The sequence below is a fragment of the Microbacterium sp. NPDC089321 genome (genome assembly GCF_040684935.1).
In the GTDB taxonomy this organism is placed as follows: Bacteria; Actinomycetota; Actinomycetes; order Actinomycetales; family Microbacteriaceae; genus Microbacterium.
Window position 1 is genome coordinate 92,921 of sequence record NZ_JBFBGX010000001.1, and the last position, 16,273, is coordinate 109,193.

The 16,273-nt window shown below is 69.8% G+C and carries 19 protein-coding genes; 15 read left to right on the top strand and 4 right to left on the bottom strand.

The window, feature by feature from the left end; genetic code table 11:
* Nucleotides 1–2: 2 nt before the first annotated feature.
* The 14 genes from AB0N59_RS00445 to csrA all read left to right on the top strand — a co-directional run bounded on the left by AB0N59_RS00445 (nt 3) and on the right by csrA (nt 11,141).
* Complete coding sequence (locus tag AB0N59_RS00445) at nt 3–428, top strand: flagellar hook capping FlgD N-terminal domain-containing protein (protein WP_363477180.1); 426 nt, start codon at nt 3–5, stop codon at nt 426–428.
* Nucleotides 429–438: 10 nt separating this feature from the next.
* On the top strand, nt 439–1,596 hold the full coding sequence (locus AB0N59_RS00450) for a flagellar hook protein FlgE (RefSeq protein ID WP_363477183.1): 1,158 nt from the start codon (nt 439–441) through the stop codon (nt 1,594–1,596).
* A gap of 209 nt (nt 1,597–1,805) precedes the next feature.
* The gene (locus AB0N59_RS00455) at nt 1,806–2,030 is read left to right on the top strand and encodes a flagellar FlbD family protein (RefSeq protein ID WP_363477186.1); all 225 of its coding nucleotides are present in this window, start codon (nt 1,806–1,808) and stop codon (nt 2,028–2,030) included.
* Entirely contained in the window at nt 2,030–2,872 is an 843-nt protein-coding gene (locus tag AB0N59_RS00460; RefSeq protein ID WP_363477189.1) for a MotA/TolQ/ExbB proton channel family protein, read from the top strand. The genes AB0N59_RS00455 and AB0N59_RS00460 overlap by 1 nt, the downstream gene beginning before the upstream one ends.
* Nucleotides 2,869–3,678 carry a flagellar motor protein MotB gene (locus AB0N59_RS00465; RefSeq protein WP_363477192.1) on the top strand — a complete coding sequence of 270 codons (810 nt, stop codon included), beginning with the start codon at nt 2,869–2,871 and terminating at the stop codon, nt 3,676–3,678. Before AB0N59_RS00460 ends, AB0N59_RS00465 begins: the two co-directional genes overlap by 4 nt.
* A gap of 48 nt (nt 3,679–3,726) precedes the next feature.
* Nucleotides 3,727–4,641, top strand: a complete 915-nt coding sequence (locus AB0N59_RS00470; RefSeq protein WP_363477195.1) for a flagellar motor switch protein FliM — start codon at nt 3,727–3,729, stop codon at nt 4,639–4,641.
* A complete protein-coding gene (gene fliN / locus AB0N59_RS00475) occupies nt 4,638–5,297 on the top strand; it encodes a flagellar motor switch protein FliN (RefSeq protein ID WP_363477198.1) in 660 nt (219 codons plus the stop codon). The genes AB0N59_RS00470 and fliN overlap by 4 nt, the downstream gene beginning before the upstream one ends.
* Nucleotides 5,298–5,346: 49 nt before the next feature.
* Complete coding sequence (locus tag AB0N59_RS00480) at nt 5,347–5,793, top strand: flagellar biosynthetic protein FliO (protein ID WP_363477201.1); 447 nt, start codon at nt 5,347–5,349, stop codon at nt 5,791–5,793.
* A complete protein-coding gene (fliP, locus tag AB0N59_RS00485) occupies nt 5,790–6,680 on the top strand; it encodes a flagellar type III secretion system pore protein FliP (RefSeq protein ID WP_363477204.1) in 891 nt (296 codons plus the stop codon). Before AB0N59_RS00480 ends, fliP begins: the two co-directional genes overlap by 4 nt.
* The gene (fliQ, locus tag AB0N59_RS00490) at nt 6,677–6,952 is read left to right on the top strand and encodes a flagellar biosynthesis protein FliQ (protein WP_204975779.1); all 276 of its coding nucleotides are present in this window, start codon (nt 6,677–6,679) and stop codon (nt 6,950–6,952) included. The genes fliP and fliQ overlap by 4 nt, the downstream gene beginning before the upstream one ends.
* Nucleotide 6,953: 1 nt before the next feature.
* Nucleotides 6,954–7,715 carry a flagellar biosynthetic protein FliR gene (locus AB0N59_RS00495; RefSeq protein WP_363477207.1) on the top strand — a complete coding sequence of 254 codons (762 nt, stop codon included), beginning with the start codon at nt 6,954–6,956 and terminating at the stop codon, nt 7,713–7,715.
* Nucleotides 7,712–8,794, top strand: coding sequence for an EscU/YscU/HrcU family type III secretion system export apparatus switch protein (locus tag AB0N59_RS00500; protein WP_363477210.1), 1,083 nt, complete (start codon nt 7,712–7,714; stop codon nt 8,792–8,794). The genes AB0N59_RS00495 and AB0N59_RS00500 overlap by 4 nt, the downstream gene beginning before the upstream one ends.
* A gap of 36 nt (nt 8,795–8,830) precedes the next feature.
* Nucleotides 8,831–10,900, top strand: coding sequence for a flagellar biosynthesis protein FlhA (locus AB0N59_RS00505; RefSeq protein WP_363477213.1), 2,070 nt, complete (start codon nt 8,831–8,833; stop codon nt 10,898–10,900).
* Nucleotides 10,901–10,904: 4 nt separating this feature from the next.
* Nucleotides 10,905–11,141, top strand: a complete 237-nt coding sequence (gene csrA, locus AB0N59_RS00510) for a carbon storage regulator CsrA (RefSeq protein ID WP_363477216.1) — start codon at nt 10,905–10,907, stop codon at nt 11,139–11,141.
* Nucleotides 11,142–11,172: 31 nt separating this feature from the next.
* Here the strand turns inward: csrA and tsaE are convergent, their stop codons facing one another.
* The 4 genes from tsaE to glmS form a co-directional block, all read right to left on the bottom strand.
* A complete protein-coding gene (gene tsaE, locus AB0N59_RS00515) occupies nt 11,173–11,601 on the bottom strand; it encodes a tRNA (adenosine(37)-N6)-threonylcarbamoyltransferase complex ATPase subunit type 1 TsaE (RefSeq protein WP_363481147.1) in 429 nt (142 codons plus the stop codon).
* Between the two features lie 50 nt (nt 11,602–11,651).
* Nucleotides 11,652–12,755, bottom strand: coding sequence for an alanine racemase (gene alr / locus AB0N59_RS00520; protein WP_363477219.1), 1,104 nt, complete (start codon nt 12,753–12,755; stop codon nt 11,652–11,654).
* 61 nt (nt 12,756–12,816) lie between these two features.
* A complete protein-coding gene (locus AB0N59_RS00525; RefSeq protein ID WP_363477222.1) occupies nt 12,817–13,176 on the bottom strand; it encodes a holo-ACP synthase in 360 nt (119 codons plus the stop codon).
* Between the two features lie 143 nt (nt 13,177–13,319).
* Nucleotides 13,320–15,167, bottom strand: coding sequence for a glutamine--fructose-6-phosphate transaminase (isomerizing) (gene glmS, locus AB0N59_RS00530; protein WP_363477225.1), 1,848 nt, complete (start codon nt 15,165–15,167; stop codon nt 13,320–13,322).
* A 79-nt stretch (nt 15,168–15,246) separates the two neighbouring features.
* On the opposite strand from glmS, the gene AB0N59_RS00535 reads away from it, so the two are divergent.
* Nucleotides 15,247–16,215 carry a glycosyltransferase family 1 protein gene (locus tag AB0N59_RS00535; protein WP_363477228.1) on the top strand — a complete coding sequence of 323 codons (969 nt, stop codon included), beginning with the start codon at nt 15,247–15,249 and terminating at the stop codon, nt 16,213–16,215.
* The last annotated feature ends 58 nt before the right edge of the window (nt 16,216–16,273 follow it).

Genomic DNA, 16,273 nt, shown 5'->3' on the forward strand with positions numbered 1-16,273 from the left:
CGATGCCCTCCGTCGAACCGATCACAGCCACCAGCGGCCTGCACACAGGCAGCACTGCACCACCCGCAGCCCAGAAGAAGGTGCTCGACTCGGAGGTGTTCCTGAAGCTGCTCGTCACGCAGCTGTCGAATCAGGACCCGAGCTCGCCGATGAACACCAACGAGATGATCGCGCAGACCACCCAGCTCGCCTCGATGGAGCAGCTCACCCAGCTCACGACGATGACGTCCGAGAGCTTCGCGCTGAGCATGCGCCAGACGGCGGCGGGGCTCATCGGTCGTGAGGCGCAGTACGTCGACGCCGACGGCGTCACCCAGTCCGGCACCGTCACCTCGGTGTCCTTCGCCGGCCCTGTTCCCCTCGTCACCATCGGCGACAAGAACGTCCCGCTCGACGCCATCTCGGGCCTGACCCAGCTCTCCTCCTGAAAGGCACATCATGCTCCGCTCGCTCTTCTCCGGCATCTCCGGCCTGCGCACCCACCAGACCATGCTCGACGTCACGGGAAACAACATCGCCAACGTCAACACGGTCGGATTCAAGTCCTCCGCCGCGCAGTTCCAGGACTCGCTGTCCCAGCTCGTGCAGAACTCGATGGGTCCCGGCGCGAACGCCGGCGGGTCGAACCCGGCCCAGGTCGGCCTCGGCGTGCAGCTCGCCGGCATCCGCACCAACTTCAGCTCCGGCGCTCCGCAGCCGACCGGCGTGCCGACCGACCTGATGATCGCCGGCGACGGCTTCTTCATGCTGCGTTCGGGCGGCGAGACGCTCTACACCCGCAACGGAGGGTTCTCGTTCGACGCGGCCGGTCGCCTCACCAGTGCCGACGGCGCGCTCGTGCAGGGATGGACCGCACAGGACGGCGTGGTCACCGGCGGACAGGCGCTGGGCAGCATCACGCTGCCGGTCGGCGCCGTCGCGCCTGCGGTCACCACCACCCGCGCCGGCGCCACCGGCAACCTTCCGGCCGAGACCGCCGTGGGCGAGCAGCTCATCCGCGACATCCAGGTCTACGACGCCGGCGGCGCCTCGACCACGCTGCGGATGACGTTCACCCGCACCGGCACCGGATGGGACGTCGCGAGCGGGGGCAGCAGCGTGTCGCTGACTCTTGCAGACGGCGAGCTCAGCGGCCCGACGCAACTGGTCTCGAACGGCGTCACCGTCGACCTGTCGAAGCTCACCGGCTTCGACAAGGTCAGCACCGTCGCGCTGAGCGAGCAGAACGGACGCCCAGCCGGCACGCTCTCCTCCTACGCCCTCACCGAGGACGGCAGCCTCATGGGCACGTTCAGCAACGGCGAGACGCGCGTGCTCGCGCGTCTCGCACTCGCCGGCTTCACGAACCCGGGCGGACTCGAGAAGGCGGGCTCGTCGCAGTTCCGCCCGACCGCGAACTCCGGCCAGGTGACGGTCGGGCAGGCCGGCCAGGACGGCCTCGGCGGGATCATCAGCGGCGCGCTCGAGATGTCGAACGTCGACCTCTCGCAGGAGTTCACGAACCTCATCGTGGCGCAGCGCGGATTCCAGGCGAACGCTCGCATCATCACCACGAGCGACGAGGTGCTGCAGGAGCTCACGAACCTCAAGCGCTGACCCGCGCACCGGCGTCCGCTCCGTCATCGCAGGCCCCGTGCCTCCGCCCTTCTCCGGAAGAGGCGGGAGCGCGGGGCCTGCGAGCGCGTGCGGGAGGATGCACTGCGCTAACGCGATGCCGGCGAGTGCCGACAGTGACAGGCGACGGACCAGGATGGGCCGTCTTCGCACCGGCTCCGCGCCGGGGCCGATCTTCCAGGATGGAGCTCATGATCGTCGTCACGCGCCTGAACCTCAGCAGGTTCGCGGTCAACCCCGACCTGATCGAACGGGTGCAGGCCTCGCCTGACACCACGATCGTCATGGTCGACGGTGCGCGTTTCGTCGTGCGGGAGACCATGGACGAGCTGATCGCGCAGATCACCGCGTTCCGCGCATCCGTCCTCGCGCAGGCATCCCGACTCGCATCCGCGCGGCAGGCGGAGGGACTCTGATGGACATCGGACTCATCCTCGGCCTGCTCCTCGCCTTCGGCTCGCTGCTCGCCATGATCAACATGGAGGGCGCCTCGGTCACGGCCCTCCTGCTCCCGGCGCCGATGGTTCTCGTGTTCGGCGGCACCATCGCGGTGGGCATCGCCAGCGGCACGGTGCGCGACTTCCTGCACGCGCTGAAGGCCCTGCCGCGCGCGTTCCGCGGCGAGCGACGCACCGCACAGGGCGTCATCGGCACGGTGGTCGGCCATGCCGAGAAGGCGCGCACAGAGGGCCTGCTCTCTCTCGAGCAGGGGGTCGCCGACGAGAAGGACCCGTTCCTCCGCCAGGCGCTGCAGAGCATCGCCGACGGCACCGACGCCGAAGACCTTCGCATCCTGCTGGAAGACGAGATCGCATCAGCGGCCGCCCGCAACCGCACCGCCTCGCGGTTCTTCATGACTCTCGGAGGCTTCGCCCCCACCGTCGGCATCATCGGCACCGTCGTATCGCTCACGCACGTGCTCGAGAAGCTCGACGAGCCCGACACCCTCGGGCCCATGATCGCCGCCGCGTTCGTCGCCACGCTGTGGGGCCTGCTGTCGGCCAACTTCATCTGGCTGCCGATCGGCGGCCGCCTGCAGCGACTCGGAGAGCTGGAGCTGGAGCGCATGACCGTGCTCATGGAGGGGATGCTGGCGGTGCAGGCCGGCGCGGCTCCGGCTCATGTCGAAGAACGCCTCCGCGCGCTGGTCTCCGACTCCGGCAGCGGCAAGGGCGGCAGGAACGACAAGCGCAAGACCGAGAAGAAGGGCCGCGAAGAGAGCGAGGGCGTGTCTCCGTTCGCAGAGGTCGGCTTGTGAGCGTCCGCCGGCGGCGGCGCGTCGAGCCCGAAGGCCACTCGGGCCCCGACGAGCGGTGGATGGCGTCGTACCTCGACATGATCACCGTGCTCATGTGCATGTTCATCGTGCTCTTCGCCATGTCGACCGTCGACCAGGAGAAGTTCGAAGCGCTGAGCGCGTCCCTCGCCACCGGATTCGGGCAGGAGAAGACCGACGACGTCGACACGTCGCAGGGGGTCGTGGTGCCGGCCGACATGCTCGACGAGAAGGGCGAGGGCTTCGCCGACGTGGAGCTGTCGGCCGCGCAGAAGGAGTTCGACGACCTGTCGGCGCTGCGCGACCGCATCCGCGATGCCCTCGCCCAGCGCGGTCTGGCAGACGCGGCCACCTTCACGATCGACTCCCGCGGGCTGACCGTGAGCCTCGTGAGCGCGGAGACGTTCTTCGCCACGAACAGCACCGTCCTCGCCCCCGCAGCCGTCGAGATCCTCGACGCCCTCGGCTCGGTGCTCGTCACCATCCCGAATCAGATCTCCGTCGAGGGGCATGCCGACAGCAGGCAGTCCGTCGCCCCCTTCGAGACGAACTGGGAGCTGTCAGCCGGTCGCTCCACCCAGGTGCTGCGTCACCTCGTCGAGTCGGGCGGCATCGATCCCGCGGTCATCCAGTCTGTCGGCTTCGGTGACGCGCGACCCGTGGTGCAGGGCGCGAGCTCCGAGGCGCTCGCGAAGAACAGGCGCGTCGACGTCGTCGTGCTCTCGGATGCCGATGAGGAGGTGCGACAGCTGCTTCCGGCTCTGCAGGCGACAGCGCCCTCCCGCTGATCCTTCGTTCTGCTTACGCGCTCAGATCACCGCCCGATAGTCGGGGGCGTGGTGATCGAGGACAGCGCGCGCTCAGCCGTGCGCGCGGAGCGCAGCGTCGAGCTGTACGACTTCGGGCGCTCGACGACCCTTTCGCGCGAGCACGCCCGCGTCCTCGAGATGGCGTTCGAGACGTTCGCCCGGCAGTGGGGCTCGCAGCTGTCCGCCCGCACGCACGGACGCTCGCATGTGGCGGTCGAGGCGGTCGCGATGCAGACCTACGACGAATACGGCGGGTCGCTTCCGCCGGCGACGACGCTCGTCGTGTGCGCGATGCCCGGCACGGATGCGCGAGCCGTGATCCAGTTCCCCGCTTCGCTGGCCACCGCCTGGGTCGTGCAGATGGTCGGCGGCCGGCCGGTCGACACCGCCGAGGCGCGCCCTCTCACCCACATCGAGCAGGCGCTCGTCGGCGCGGTCATGAAGGATGCCATCGAGCACCTCACCCGCTCCCTCGACGGACTGCTGCCCGACGGCATCACGATCGCGGGCATCCAGCACAGCTCGCAGTTCACCCAGGTCGCCGCGGCGAATGAGCCGGTGATCGTCGCCCAGCTCTCGATCCGCTCGGGCGGCAGGGCGCTCGGCGCGAGCGTGATGCTTCCGGCCTCGGTGATCCTCCGCGCCTTGACAGCCGTCGCGACCGGTGTGCCGGAGACCATGTCCCCCGGCGCCATCGACCGTCAGGTCGAGCAGACCCCGGTCGAGCTCGCGCTGCGGCTCACCCCTCGCAGGGTGCGCCCGCACGAGGTACTCGATCTCGCCGTCGGCGACCTCCTCACGCTTCCGCACGCCGCCGACCGCCCCCTCGACCTCATGGTCGGAGATCAGCCCGTGGCCACGGCCGCCGTGGGCGCCAGCGGCGCCCGTCTCGCCTGCGTCGTCACCGCGACGACGTCCGTCACCGCTCAGGAGCCTTCGTGACCAGCAGCATCGCCTACGAATCCGCCGTCGCCGCCGCTCTCGCCGCGCGCCTGCCCACGGCAGCGCCCGCGACGGCCGTCGCGTCGCACACGTCGGGCGACACCGGCGATGCGGTGATCGTCGCGTACGTCGGCGAGGCCAGCGCGCAGCTCGCGGTGCAGATCTTCGAGCCGGATGCCCTGATCGACGGTCTCGCAGACGCGCCGCTCACCGAGCGCCTGCAGGGTCCCCTGGAAGCAGCGGTCGGAGTGCTCGGCGCCGGCCGGCTCGACCCGGCGTCCCTCGGAGATGCCTCTGCGGTGTTCGCTCACCCCGCCGCCCGGGTGTTCGACCTGCAGGATGACGCGGGTCGCGTGCTCGGCCGTCTCGCGGTGCGCCTCACTCGAGCACCGCAGGCTGCGCCGGCGGCATCCCGCCGCCTGCAGCGCATCGCGGGCGTCGAGATGGATCTCACCGTCGAGGTGGGTCGCACCCGCATGGCCGTGCGGGACGTGCTGGATCTCGAACCGGGCCGCATCGTGGAGCTCGATCGCTCCGCCGGTGCTCCCGCGGATGTGCTGCTCAACGGCCGCGTCATCGCACACGGCGAGATCGTCGTCGTCGATCAGGACTACGCGGTGCGCATCACCCGCATCCTCGAGAACGCCGAGGCCTGATCTGGACGAGCTGCTCCTGCTGCTGCGCGTCGCCCTGTCACTGGCGGCGGTGCTCGGGCTGCTCTGGTACCTGCAGCGCCGGGTCGGCAAGAAGATGCAGCAGCGACGCGAGGGCGTCGAGATCACCGTCGTGGCGCGTCGCGCCCTCGGCGGGAAGGCCCAGCTTGTGATCGTCGAGACCGATGACGCGCGCTACGTGCTGGGGGTCACCGAGCACGGCGTGAATCTGATCGAGCGCGCGGCCGCCGACCATGTCACCCGCCCCGTCGTGCACCTCGGCGAGAGCTCTGCGCGCGCTGAGCAGGGCGCAAGCGGCGACTCGTTCGATCAGCTGCTGGCGACCGAGCGGGCATCCGCGCAGCCGTCTCTCCGGCGCCACCGTCGTCCCGCCGCAGGGGACCCGCACCGCCCGAGCTCTTCCGATCCGCTCAGCGGGTCGATCCTCTCTCCGCAGACCTGGCGGCAGACCGCAGAGTTCCTGCGACGCGCGCGATGAGGGCTGCCGTGGGAGGCGTCCGGCGCGGCGCCCTGCTGATGCTGGTCTGCGCGGCGCTGATCGCGGCGTTCGTGCTGTGGACCGGCGGCGCAGCGCACGCCGGAGTCGAGCAGGCGACGTCGGCGACCCCGGCATCCGTCGCGTCGTCCACGACCGTCGACGAACCAGAAGATCCCGTCTCTCCGACCCCGCCCGCCGCGCCGGGATCCGACGAGCAGGGCATCACGATCGACATCAACGGCGCCGACGGGTCGCCCTCGTCGTCGATCCTCACGCTGCTGGGCATCACCCTGCTGTCGATCGCACCCGCGCTGCTGCTGATGATGTCGTCGTTCACGAAGATCTTCGTCGTGCTGGCCATGACGCGCAACGCGCTCTCCCTGCCGACCATCCCGCCGAATCAGGTGCTCGCCGGCCTCGCGCTGTTCCTGTCGCTGTTCATCATGTGGCCGGTGCTCGTCGACATCAACACGGTCGCCGTCCAGCCGTACATCGACGGGTCGCTGACGTTCACCCAGGCGGTCGAGCTCGGCCAGCCCCCGCTGCGCGACTGGATGCTGCGGTACACCCGCGAAGAGGATCTCGCCCTGCTCACGAGAGTGGCGGGGATGCCGAACCCCGAGGACCCTCAGAGCGTGCCGCTCTACACCCTGATCCCGGCGTTCATGATCTCGGAGCTGCGCGCGGCGTTCATCATCGGCTTCGTCATCTTCATCCCCTTCCTCGTCATCGACCTGGTCGTCGCCGCCGCGCTGATGTCGATGGGCATGATGATGCTCCCGCCGGTGATGATCTCGCTGCCGTTCAAGATCCTCCTGTTCATCCTCGTCGACGGGTGGGGACTCATCATCCGCACGCTGATCGAGAGCTATGGCGGTGCCGGATGACTCCTGAAGCCGTGCTCGACATCGGCAGCGAGGCCCTGCTCATCGCGGCCAAGCTCGCCGCTCCCCTGCTGATCACCGCGCTCGTCGTCGGGTTCGCGATCTCGCTGCTGCAGTCGATCACGCAGGTGCAGGAGGTCACGCTGTCGTTCGTGCCGAAGATCGTCGCGGTCGGCATCGCGCTGCTCATCGCAGGCAACTGGATGATCTCCGAGATCGTGCAGTTCACAGAGACGATGTTCGACCGCATCCCGATGCTGCTGAGCGGCGGCTGACGTGCAGATCCCGATCGACTTCGCCTGGCTGGAGGCGACGATGCTCGCGGGCGTGCGCATCACCGCGTTCATCATGATCGCGCCGCCGTTCTCGTACGGCGCGTTCCCCGTGCGGGTCAAGGCGATGCTCGCCATGGCACTGGCACTCGCCATGTCGGCGGTGGTCGCGCCCGGATACGAGTCCCTCGACACCGCCGGGTTCCTGGGCGCCCTCGTCCTGCAGGTGCTGACCGGCGCCGTGCTCGGCTTCCTCGTCTTCGTCTGCTTCTCGGCGGTCCAGGCCGCGGGCGGACTGATCGACATCTTCGGCGGATTCCAGCTCGCGCAGGCGTTCGACCCGCACTCGCTGGTCAACGGGGCCCAGTTCACCCGTCTCTTCCACGTCACCGCCTTCGCGCTGCTGTTCGCCTCCGGCGGCTACCAGATCGTGCTCGGCGGTCTGGCCCGCAGCTTCGACGCGGTGCCGCTCGACGGCGTGCTCGACCTCGCTTCGCCCGCTGAGCTGCTCGTCGACGGCGTGGTGCAGATGTTCCTGGGCGCGGTGCAGATCGCCGGTCCTCTGCTGCTCGTGCTCTTCCTCGCGGATGCAGGTCTGGGCCTCGTCACGCGCGTGGCGCCCGCGCTGAACGCGTTCGCGATGGGCTTCCCGATCAAGATCCTCCTGACGCTCGTGCTCGCCGGCTTCACCTTCGTCGCGCTCCCGGGGATCGTCAATGCCCTCGTCTCCGAGGCGCTGCACATGATGCAGGGGGTGGGCAGGTGAGCGACAGCGGCGAGCGCAGCGAGAAGGCGACCGAGAAGCATCTGCGCGAGGCCCGTCAGAAGGGCCGGCTCTCGCGCAGCCAGGATCTCACCGCGTGGCTCGGCATAGCCGCCGCGGCGATCGCCATGCCCGCCGCCATGGCCGCGGGTGCCAGCGCCGGAACCGAGCAGCTCGTCGCCCTGACGTCGATCGCGAACAGGCCGTCGGCCGAGGCGGCGCTGGGTGTGCTGGGCCTGGGCCTCGGGTCGGTGCTGCCCACCCTCGGCACGCTGCTCGCCAGCGTCGCCGTCGTCACCCTGATCGGCGCCGTCGTGCAGGGCGGGGTGCGGATGCGCAAGCTGTCGGGCCGCTACGAGCAGTTCAACATCGTGGCCGGCGTGCAACGCCTCTTCGGCATGCAGGCGCTCTGGGAGGGCGCCAAGGCCCTGCTCAAGACCGCCGCCATCGCGGTGGCGCTGTGGGCAGTGATCGCGTCGCTCATCCCCGTGCTCTCGGTCAGCGGCGCGCACTCGATCACTCGCCTGCTCAGCACCGCCGCCGGCGGCGTCGCGGCTCTGCTCCAGGTCGCGGTGGCCGTCGGCCTCGCGCTCGCCGCGATCGACGTGTTCGTCGTGATGCGACGCAACCGCAAGCACACGCGCATGACGAAGCGCGAGGTGACCGATGAGCACAAGAGCTCGGAGGGCGACCCGCTGATCCGCCAGCAACGCCGGTCCCGTCAGCTGGCCATGAGCCGCAACCGCATGATCGCCGCCGTGGGCGGATCGGACGTGGTGCTCGTCAACCCGACGCACGTGGCCGTGGCGCTGCGATACGAGGTCGGGCGATCGGCGCCCAAGGTGGTCGCCAAGGGCAAGGGCGTCGTGGCGGAGCGCATCCGCGAGCGGGCGGCCGAGACGGGGGTGCCGATGGTGCGCGACGTGCCGCTCGCCCGCGCTCTCCATGCGGCCTGCGAGCTGGGGCAGGAGATCCCCGAAGAGCTGTACACGGCGGTGGCGAGGGTGCTGGTGTTCGTCGACATGCTGCGCAAGCGCGGCTCTGCGCGCGGCGTGCACTCGCTGCCGGTGAAGACCGGGTGAGGACGAGGTCTGCCTGATGACGAGAAGGAGTGACGCATGCGGGGAACGGTGAACAGGATCGCGGTGCCCATCGCCGTGGTGGGCATCATCATGCTGCTGGTCGTGCCCGTGCCACCGCTGCTGCTGGATCTGCTGATCATCCTGAACATCCTGTTCGCGCTGGTGATCCTGCTGACGACGATGTTCATCCGGCGCCCGCTGGACTTCTCGGTCTTCCCCTCGCTGCTGCTCGTGGCGACGCTGTTCCGGCTCGGACTGAACGTCGCATCCACGCGTCTGGTGCTCGGCGAGGCGTATGCAGGGCAGGTGATCGAGGCGTTCGGCGCGATCGCCGTCGGCGGCTCGCTCATCATCGGCGCCGTGGTGTTCCTCATCCTCGTCGTCATCCAGTTCGTCGTGGTCACCAAGGGCGCCGAGCGCGTCGCCGAGGTGGGTGCGCGATTCACGCTCGACGCGATGCCCGGAAAGCAGATGGCCATCGACGCCGACCTCAACGCCGGCCTGATCACCGACGCGCAGGCGCGCGAGCGCCGCGCCGAGGTCGCTGCGGAGGCCGACTTCTACGGCGCGATGGACGGCGCGTCGAAGTTCGTCAAGGGCGACGCGATCGCCGGTCTCGTGATCATCATCATCAACATCGTCGGCGGCATCGCGATCGGCATGGTCTCGCACGGCATGGCCATCGACGAGGCGGTCAGCACCTACAGCCTGCTCACGATCGGCGACGGTCTGGTCACGCAGATCCCCGCGCTGCTGATGGCCGTCTCGACGGGCATGATCGTGACGCGCTCGAACGCCGAGACCGAGATGGGCAGCGCGGCGTTCGCACAGCTGGGGCAGTCGGTGAACGCGCTCAACATCGCCGGATGCGCGGCGATCGTGATGGCCTTCATCCCCGGCATGCCGGTGCTGCCGTTCCTCGTGGTCGGCGCCCTGCTGATCCTCGCAGCCCAGCGCGTCAAGGCGACCCAGGCGGATGCCGCCGCAGCCGACGAGCCGGCCGTGGAGGCCGTGTCGTCCGACAGTCCTGAGGAGCTGATGGAGCGGATGCGCGTGCACGCTCTCGAGATACAGCTCGCCTCCGATGTGGTCGACCTGGTGACCGGAGGGCCGGACGACCTGCTGGCGCGGGTCAAGGCGCTGCGCCGTCGCATCGCCCTGGATCTGGGCCTCGTCGTGCCGCCGGTGCGCACGCGGGACAGCATCGAGCTGGCCCCCTCGACCTACGTCATCCGCATCGCCGGCGTCGAGGCGGGGCGCGGGATCGTGCCCCCTGGTCGTCTGCTCGCCCTCGGGGCGGGGCTCGACACGCTGCCGGGAACAGCCGTGCACGACCCCGTCTTCGGGCTCGAGGGCAAGTGGATCCCGATCGAGATGCGGCACAGCGCCGAGTTCGCCGGGGCGACGGTGGTCGACCGGGCGAGCGTCGTCATCACGCACCTGTCGAGCGTGATCCATGCGGGTGCCGCCCGGCTGCTCAGCCGTGAGGACGTGCGGCAGCTGACCGACGCCCTGAAGCAGGTGTCTCCGGCGGCCGTCGAAGAGCTGACGCCGGCCCTGCTGTCGCTCGCCGAGGTGCAGCGCGTGCTGCAGGGGCTGCTGGCCGAGCGCGTACCGATCAACGACCTCAGCCGCATCTACGAGGCGCTGGCGCTGCGTGCGAGGACGTCGACCGAGCCGGAGGGGCTGATCGAGGCCGCGCGTGGCGCGCTCGGCCCCGCGATCGCCGCGCGTTTCGCCGAAGACGGCGTGCTGAGGGTGATCATGATCAATCCCCTTCTCGAGCAGGCGATGCTCGAGAGCCTGCGCATGGGAGACGACGGCCCGCAGATCGTCTTCGATCCGCAGCGCATGGAGGCGGTGATCGAATCCGTTCGTCACGCGGCGACCGCCGCTGCGGCCGGCGCAGGCGGAGAACCCGTGCTCGTGTGCGCCCCGACGCTGCGAGCCGCTGTGCGGCGCCTGGTGTCGGCGCAGACCGACGGCCTCCCGGTGCTGTCGTACACCGAGGCATCGGGCGCCTTCACGATCGAGACGGTCGGTGTGGTGCGAGACACGGCACAGCCGGCCGTCAGCGGCGCCGTGCCCCCGACGCCGATAGGCTGATCTGATGCTGGTGTTGACGAGGCGTATCGGCGAGAGCGTGCTGATCGGCGACGAGATCGAGGTGACTCTGCTCGACGTCAAGGGCGACAGCATCCGCGTCGGCATCAAGGCACCCCGGGAGACCCGCATCCAGCGCTCCGAGATCGTGCGGGCCGTCGAAGACGAGAACGTCACGGCCGCGGCATCCGGTCCTGACGCGATCGTCGCGGCGCTCGCGCGCCGTCACGACCCGAACCCCTGAGGACGCGTCGTCGCACGCGAGGGCGGGCGGATCAGCTCTCTACGCGCTCGATGGTGACGATGCGCGGCGCATCGGCATCCAGATCCTCGTCGTCGAGGTCGTCATCGCCGCCCACCGGGCGCTCGAACTCGATGTCCCACCAGGCGTCGGCCACGGCGGATGCCATCGGCCGGCCCCACTCGATCACCACCACCGAGCGCGCGAAGTCGATGTCGAGGTCATCGAGCTCGGCCGCCGAACCCAGTCGATACGCGTCGACGTGCACGAGCGGTGCTCCCCCGATCAGCGACGGATGCGTGCGCGCGATGACGAAGGTCGGGCTCTGCACGGGACCGCGCACCCCGAGCCCCTCGGCGAGGCCGCGCGTGAAGGTCGTCTTGCCGGCGCCGAGCGGGCCGGTGAGGATCAGCAGGTCGCCCGGCTGCAGCTGCTCGCCGATGCGCAGGCCGAGGTTCTCCATGGCATCCGCGGTGCGGATCTCGAGACGCCCGAGGAAGGCGGGATCGACACTCACGAGTGCGACCTCCTCGGCACGCGCGAGCCGATGCGCGTGACGATCTCGTAGTTGATCGTGCCCGCCGCATCCGCCCAGTCGGTGGCGCTGGGCAGGGCATCCGCCGGGTCGCCGAACAGCACCACCTCGTCACCGGGGCGCACCTCGTCGTCGCCGACGTCGACGACGAACTGATCCATGGCGATGCGCCCTGAGACGGTGTAGCGACGCCCGTTGATCACGACGGGGCCGCGGTCGGATGCCTGGCGCGGAACACCGTCTGCATAGCCGAGGGGCACGAGCGCGAGCGTCGTCTCGTTCTCGCAGCGGTAGGCGTAGTCGTACGAGACGCCGGTGCCGGCGGGTACCCGCCGCACGGCGGCGACGGCGGCGCTCAGCCGCATCGCGGGGCGCAGGCCGAGTTCGGCCGAGGTGCGGTCGGCGAAGGGCGAGAGCCCGTACATGCCGATGCCGACGCGCACGGCGTCGAGTCGCGCTTCGGGGATGTCGATCGCGCCGGCGGTCGCCGCGAGATGACGGAAGTCGGGGTGGATGCCGTGGGCCTCGGCCTGCGCGACGATCTGCTGGTATCGGGCCAGCTGGGCGCGGTCGTCGTCGCCGCTGGCGCCCGACAGGTGACTGAAGATGCTGAGCACGCGGATGCGGCCGATGCGCTCGAGGCGGGCGGCCTCGGCGAAGACGCGGTCGAGGTCGTCGGTCGCGATGCCGTTGCGCGAGAGACCGGTGTCGACCTTGAGGTGCACGGATGCCGGCGGCTGGGCGACCGCGGATGCCGAGAGCAGCTGCTCGTATGACGAGACGCCGATCTCGATGCGTGCCTCGACGGCATCGTCGAAGCGGCGGTCGTTCGGGTGCAGCCAGGCCATCAGCGGAGCCGTGATGCCCGCCTTGCGCAGCGCCAGCGACTCCTCGAGGGTCGCCGTGCCGAGGCGGGTCGCTCCTCCGGCGAGCGCGGCGGTCGCCACCTCGGGCGCACCGTGCCCGTAGGCGTTCGCCTTGACGACACCGATGACCTGCACGCCGGTGAGCGCGCGGAAGCGAGCCACGTTGTGGGCGATGGCACCGAGGTCGATCGACGCCTCGCGGAACGCAACGCTCATACTGTCCCTCTCTCGTCCGTGCTTCCGGCCTCCGCCGCGGAGGCGCACGCAGCACTCCGGCTCATGCCTGTATCCCCTCGGCGACGACGTACGCGATGGCCAGGCCCGCGTCATGAGACATGCTCAGGTGCAGCGCGGTGATGCCGCGCTCAGCCACGACCGCCGCCGTCGAGCCGCTGAGCACGAAGTGCGGCTTTCCCGACGGCTCGGAGCCGATCTCGATCTCGGTCCAGTACACGCCGTCGCTGCCGCCGAGCGCCTTGATCAGCGCCTCCTTCGCGGCGTACCGCGCGGCGAGCGATCGCAGCTTGAGCTGCTGCTCGGCGTCGGTGAACAGTCGCGGAAGCAGCCCTGGGGTGCGCACGACCGAGCGCTCGAACCGCGCGATGTCGACGAGGTCGATGCCGGTGCCGATGATCACCCGTTCAGCCTAGCCCGCGGCATCCGGCCCCACCCGCTGCCGGCACGCGAAACGGGGCCGGCGCCCGGATGCTCGACGGAACGCGTGATTCCGTCTGACATCCGGCGTGCCGGCCCCTGAGACGTGAGGGCTGGAAGGTCAGCTCACTCGACGGTGACGGACTTCGCGAGGTTGCGCGGCTGGTCGACGTCGAGGCCCTTCGCGGTGGCGAGGGCCATCGCGAAGATCTGCAGCGGCACCACGGCGAGCACGGGCTCGAACATGGCACCGGCGAGCGGGATGTGGATGACCTCGTCGGCGAAGGGCAGCACGGCGGCATCCCCCTCTTCGGCGATGACGATCACCCTGGCACCGCGGGCGCGGATCTCCTGGATGTTCGAGACGACCTTCGAGTGCACGAGCGCCGAGTGACGCGGAGACGGCACGAGCACGAACACGGGCTGACCCGGCTCGATGAGGGCGATCGGTCCGTGCTTCAGCTCGCCTGCGGCGAAGCCCTCGGCGTGGATGTACGAGATCTCCTTGAGCTTGAGCGCGCCCTCGAGAGCGATCGGGTAACCGACGTGGCGGCCGAGGAACAGCACCGAGCGGGTGTCGGCCATCCAGCCGGCCAGCTGCGAGACGTGCTCCTTCTCGTTCGCCAGCACCTGGGCGATCTTCTCGGGCAGGGCCTGCAGCTCGGCGACGTCGGCTGCGGCTCCGGATGCCAGGGTGCCGCGCACACGGCCCATGTGCAGTCCGAGCAGCAGCAGCGCGGTGATCTGCGCAGAGAACGCCTTGGTCGATGCGACGGCGACCTCGGGGCCGGCGTGCGTGTAGACGACGGCATCCGATTCGCGAGGGATGGTGGCGCCCTGCGTGTTGCAGACCGACAGCGTGCGCGCCCCGCGCTCGCGGGCGTACTTCACGGCCATCAGGGTGTCCATGGTCTCGCCCGACTGGCTGATCGAGATCACCAGGGTGCGGTCGCCGATCACCGGGTCGCGGTAGCGGAACTCGTGCGCGAGCTCGACGTCGACCGGCACGCGCGCCCACTGCTCGATCGCGTACTTGCCGACCAGCGCCGCGTACGAGGCGGTGCCGCAGGCGGTGATGATGACGCGGTCGATGCCGATGAACAGCTCGTCGAGTCCGTCGAGCTCGGGGATCACGACCTCGTCGCCCTGCACGCGGCCGCGGATCGTGTTCGCGACGGCCTCGGGCTGCTCTGCGACCTCCTTGGCCATGAACGACGGCCATCCGCCCTTCTCGGCGGCGGCGGCGTCCCACGAGACGTCGAACGGCTGCGCCTCGACGGGGTTGCCGTCGAAGTCGGTGACGACGACCTCGTCAGGGGTGATCGTGACCATCTGGTCCTGACCGATGGCGAGCGCCTTGCGGGTGTGCTCGACGAAGGCGGCGACGTCGGAGCCGAGGAAGTTCTCGCCCTCGCCGAGGCCGATCACCAGCGGCGAGTTGCGACGGGCGCCGACGACGACGCCGGGCTGGTCCTCGTGCATGGCGAGAAGAGTGAAGGCGCCCTCGAGGCGGTTGACGACGGCGCGGAAGGCGGATGCCAGGTCGCCCGTCCGGCGGTACTCGCGGCCGAGCAGGGCTGCGGCGACCTCGGTGTCGGTCTCGCTGCGGAAGGTGACGCCCTCGGCGGTGAGCTCGTCGCGCAGGGCGCTGAAGTTCTCGATGATGCCGTTGTGGATGACGGCCAGCTTGTCGTCGTCTGCGAGGTGCGGGTGCGCGTTCACGTCGGTCGGGCCGCCGTGCGTCGCCCAGCGCGTGTGCCCGATGCCAGTGGTGCCGTCGCCGAGAGCATGCTCGGTGAGCGAATCGCGCAGCACGGCGAGCTTGCCGGCCTTCTTGCGCATGCCCAGGTCGCCCTGCTCATCGATGACGGCGATACCCGCCGAGTCGTAGCCGCGGTACTCGAGACGGGCGAGACCCGCGAGAAGGATGTCCTGGCTGGGCCGCGGGCCCACGTATCCGACGATTCCACACATGGACTCAAGAATAAGCGGCACATTTTGCGAGGGATCCGAACGAACCGATGGGCGTGGAGCGACATGAGAGAGTTGAGCGGTGACCGAGCTCTACGTCGATGACCGCTACCGCGGAGCGCACGGCATCGGGCGGTACGCGAGCGAGGTCCTTCCGCGACTGCGTCCGCACTGGCGGCCGCTGGGTCTCGACGGCAACCAGCATTCGCCGCTCGACGCCTTTCGCTCGCTGCCGCAGCTGGGCGGCGATGCCCTGGTGTACTCCCCCGGGTACGGCGCGCTGGTGCGCGCACCGAGACAGATCCTCACGGTGCACGATCTCATCCACCTGCAGATGCCCTGGCCTGGGCGCGCGAAGTTCGAGGCGTACTATCGCGGCCCCGTCCGTCACGCGGTTCGCAAGGCGGGGGTCGTTCTCACGGTCTCGCAGACGTCGGAACGCGCGATCCGCGAGTGGGTCGGCGATGACGCCGTCGAGATCGTCGACGCCGGAAACGGGTGCTCGGACGCTTTTCAGGCCGAGGGGGCGACGGATGCTTCCGCTGACCCCTATGTCGTGTTCGTCGGCAATATGCGTGGGCACAAGAACCTCGACGTCGTGCTTCGAGGGCTCGCACTCACCTCGGACGTGCGGTTGCGAGCGGTCGTGCCCGAGCGCGAGATCGCTGAGGCGGCGGCGCAGGCCGCCGCGCTCGGCATCGAGAAGCGCGTCGAGTGGCTGCACGGCATCGACGACGAACGCCTCGCCGCCATCTACCGAGGCGCCGCGGCCACCGTCATGCCTTCGACGATAGAAGGCTTCGGCCTGCCCGCCCTCGAATCGGTCGCCTGCGGGGTGCCCGTGATCTTCTGGCGCGGATGCGAGGCAGTGGCCGAAGTGGTCGGCGACCGCGGGTGGTCGCTCGAGTCGTGGTCGGATGCCGAGGAATGGGCAGACGTTATGACCGCCGCTGCGGCCTCGCCGCGTCGCGTGTCACCGCCCGCGAGCGCCCACGACTGGAACCGGACTGCCCGCGTGGTCTCGGACGTGCTGGAGCGCGGGCTGGGCTGAGCGCCGTTTGGTGGCAGAGCGGCCGTCGGCCAGAGTGGATACATCGTGGCGAGTAGGT

Bases quoted from the DNA above. Each gene is read 5' to 3' on its own strand.
- AB0N59_RS00445 (WP_363477180.1), top strand. From the start codon at position 3: ATGCCCTCCGTCGAACCGATCACAGCCACCAGCGGCCTGCACACAGGC.
- tsaE (WP_363481147.1), bottom strand. From the start codon at position 11,601: ATGGAGAACCTCGGCCTGCGCATCGGCGAGCAGCTGCAGCCGGGCGAC.
- AB0N59_RS00450 (WP_363477183.1), top strand. From the start codon at position 439: ATGCTCCGCTCGCTCTTCTCCGGCATCTCCGGCCTGCGCACCCACCAG.
- AB0N59_RS00455 (WP_363477186.1), top strand. From the start codon at position 1,806: ATGATCGTCGTCACGCGCCTGAACCTCAGCAGGTTCGCGGTCAACCCC.
- fliQ (WP_204975779.1), top strand. From the start codon at position 6,677: ATGACTCCTGAAGCCGTGCTCGACATCGGCAGCGAGGCCCTGCTCATC.
- fliP (WP_363477204.1), top strand. From the start codon at position 5,790: ATGAGGGCTGCCGTGGGAGGCGTCCGGCGCGGCGCCCTGCTGATGCTG.
- alr (WP_363477219.1), bottom strand. From the start codon at position 12,755: ATGAGCGTTGCGTTCCGCGAGGCGTCGATCGACCTCGGTGCCATCGCC.
- csrA (WP_363477216.1), top strand. From the start codon at position 10,905: ATGCTGGTGTTGACGAGGCGTATCGGCGAGAGCGTGCTGATCGGCGAC.
- AB0N59_RS00505 (WP_363477213.1), top strand. From the start codon at position 8,831: ATGCGGGGAACGGTGAACAGGATCGCGGTGCCCATCGCCGTGGTGGGC.
- glmS (WP_363477225.1), bottom strand. From the start codon at position 15,167: ATGTGTGGAATCGTCGGATACGTGGGCCCGCGGCCCAGCCAGGACATC.
- AB0N59_RS00460 (WP_363477189.1), top strand. From the start codon at position 2,030: ATGGACATCGGACTCATCCTCGGCCTGCTCCTCGCCTTCGGCTCGCTG.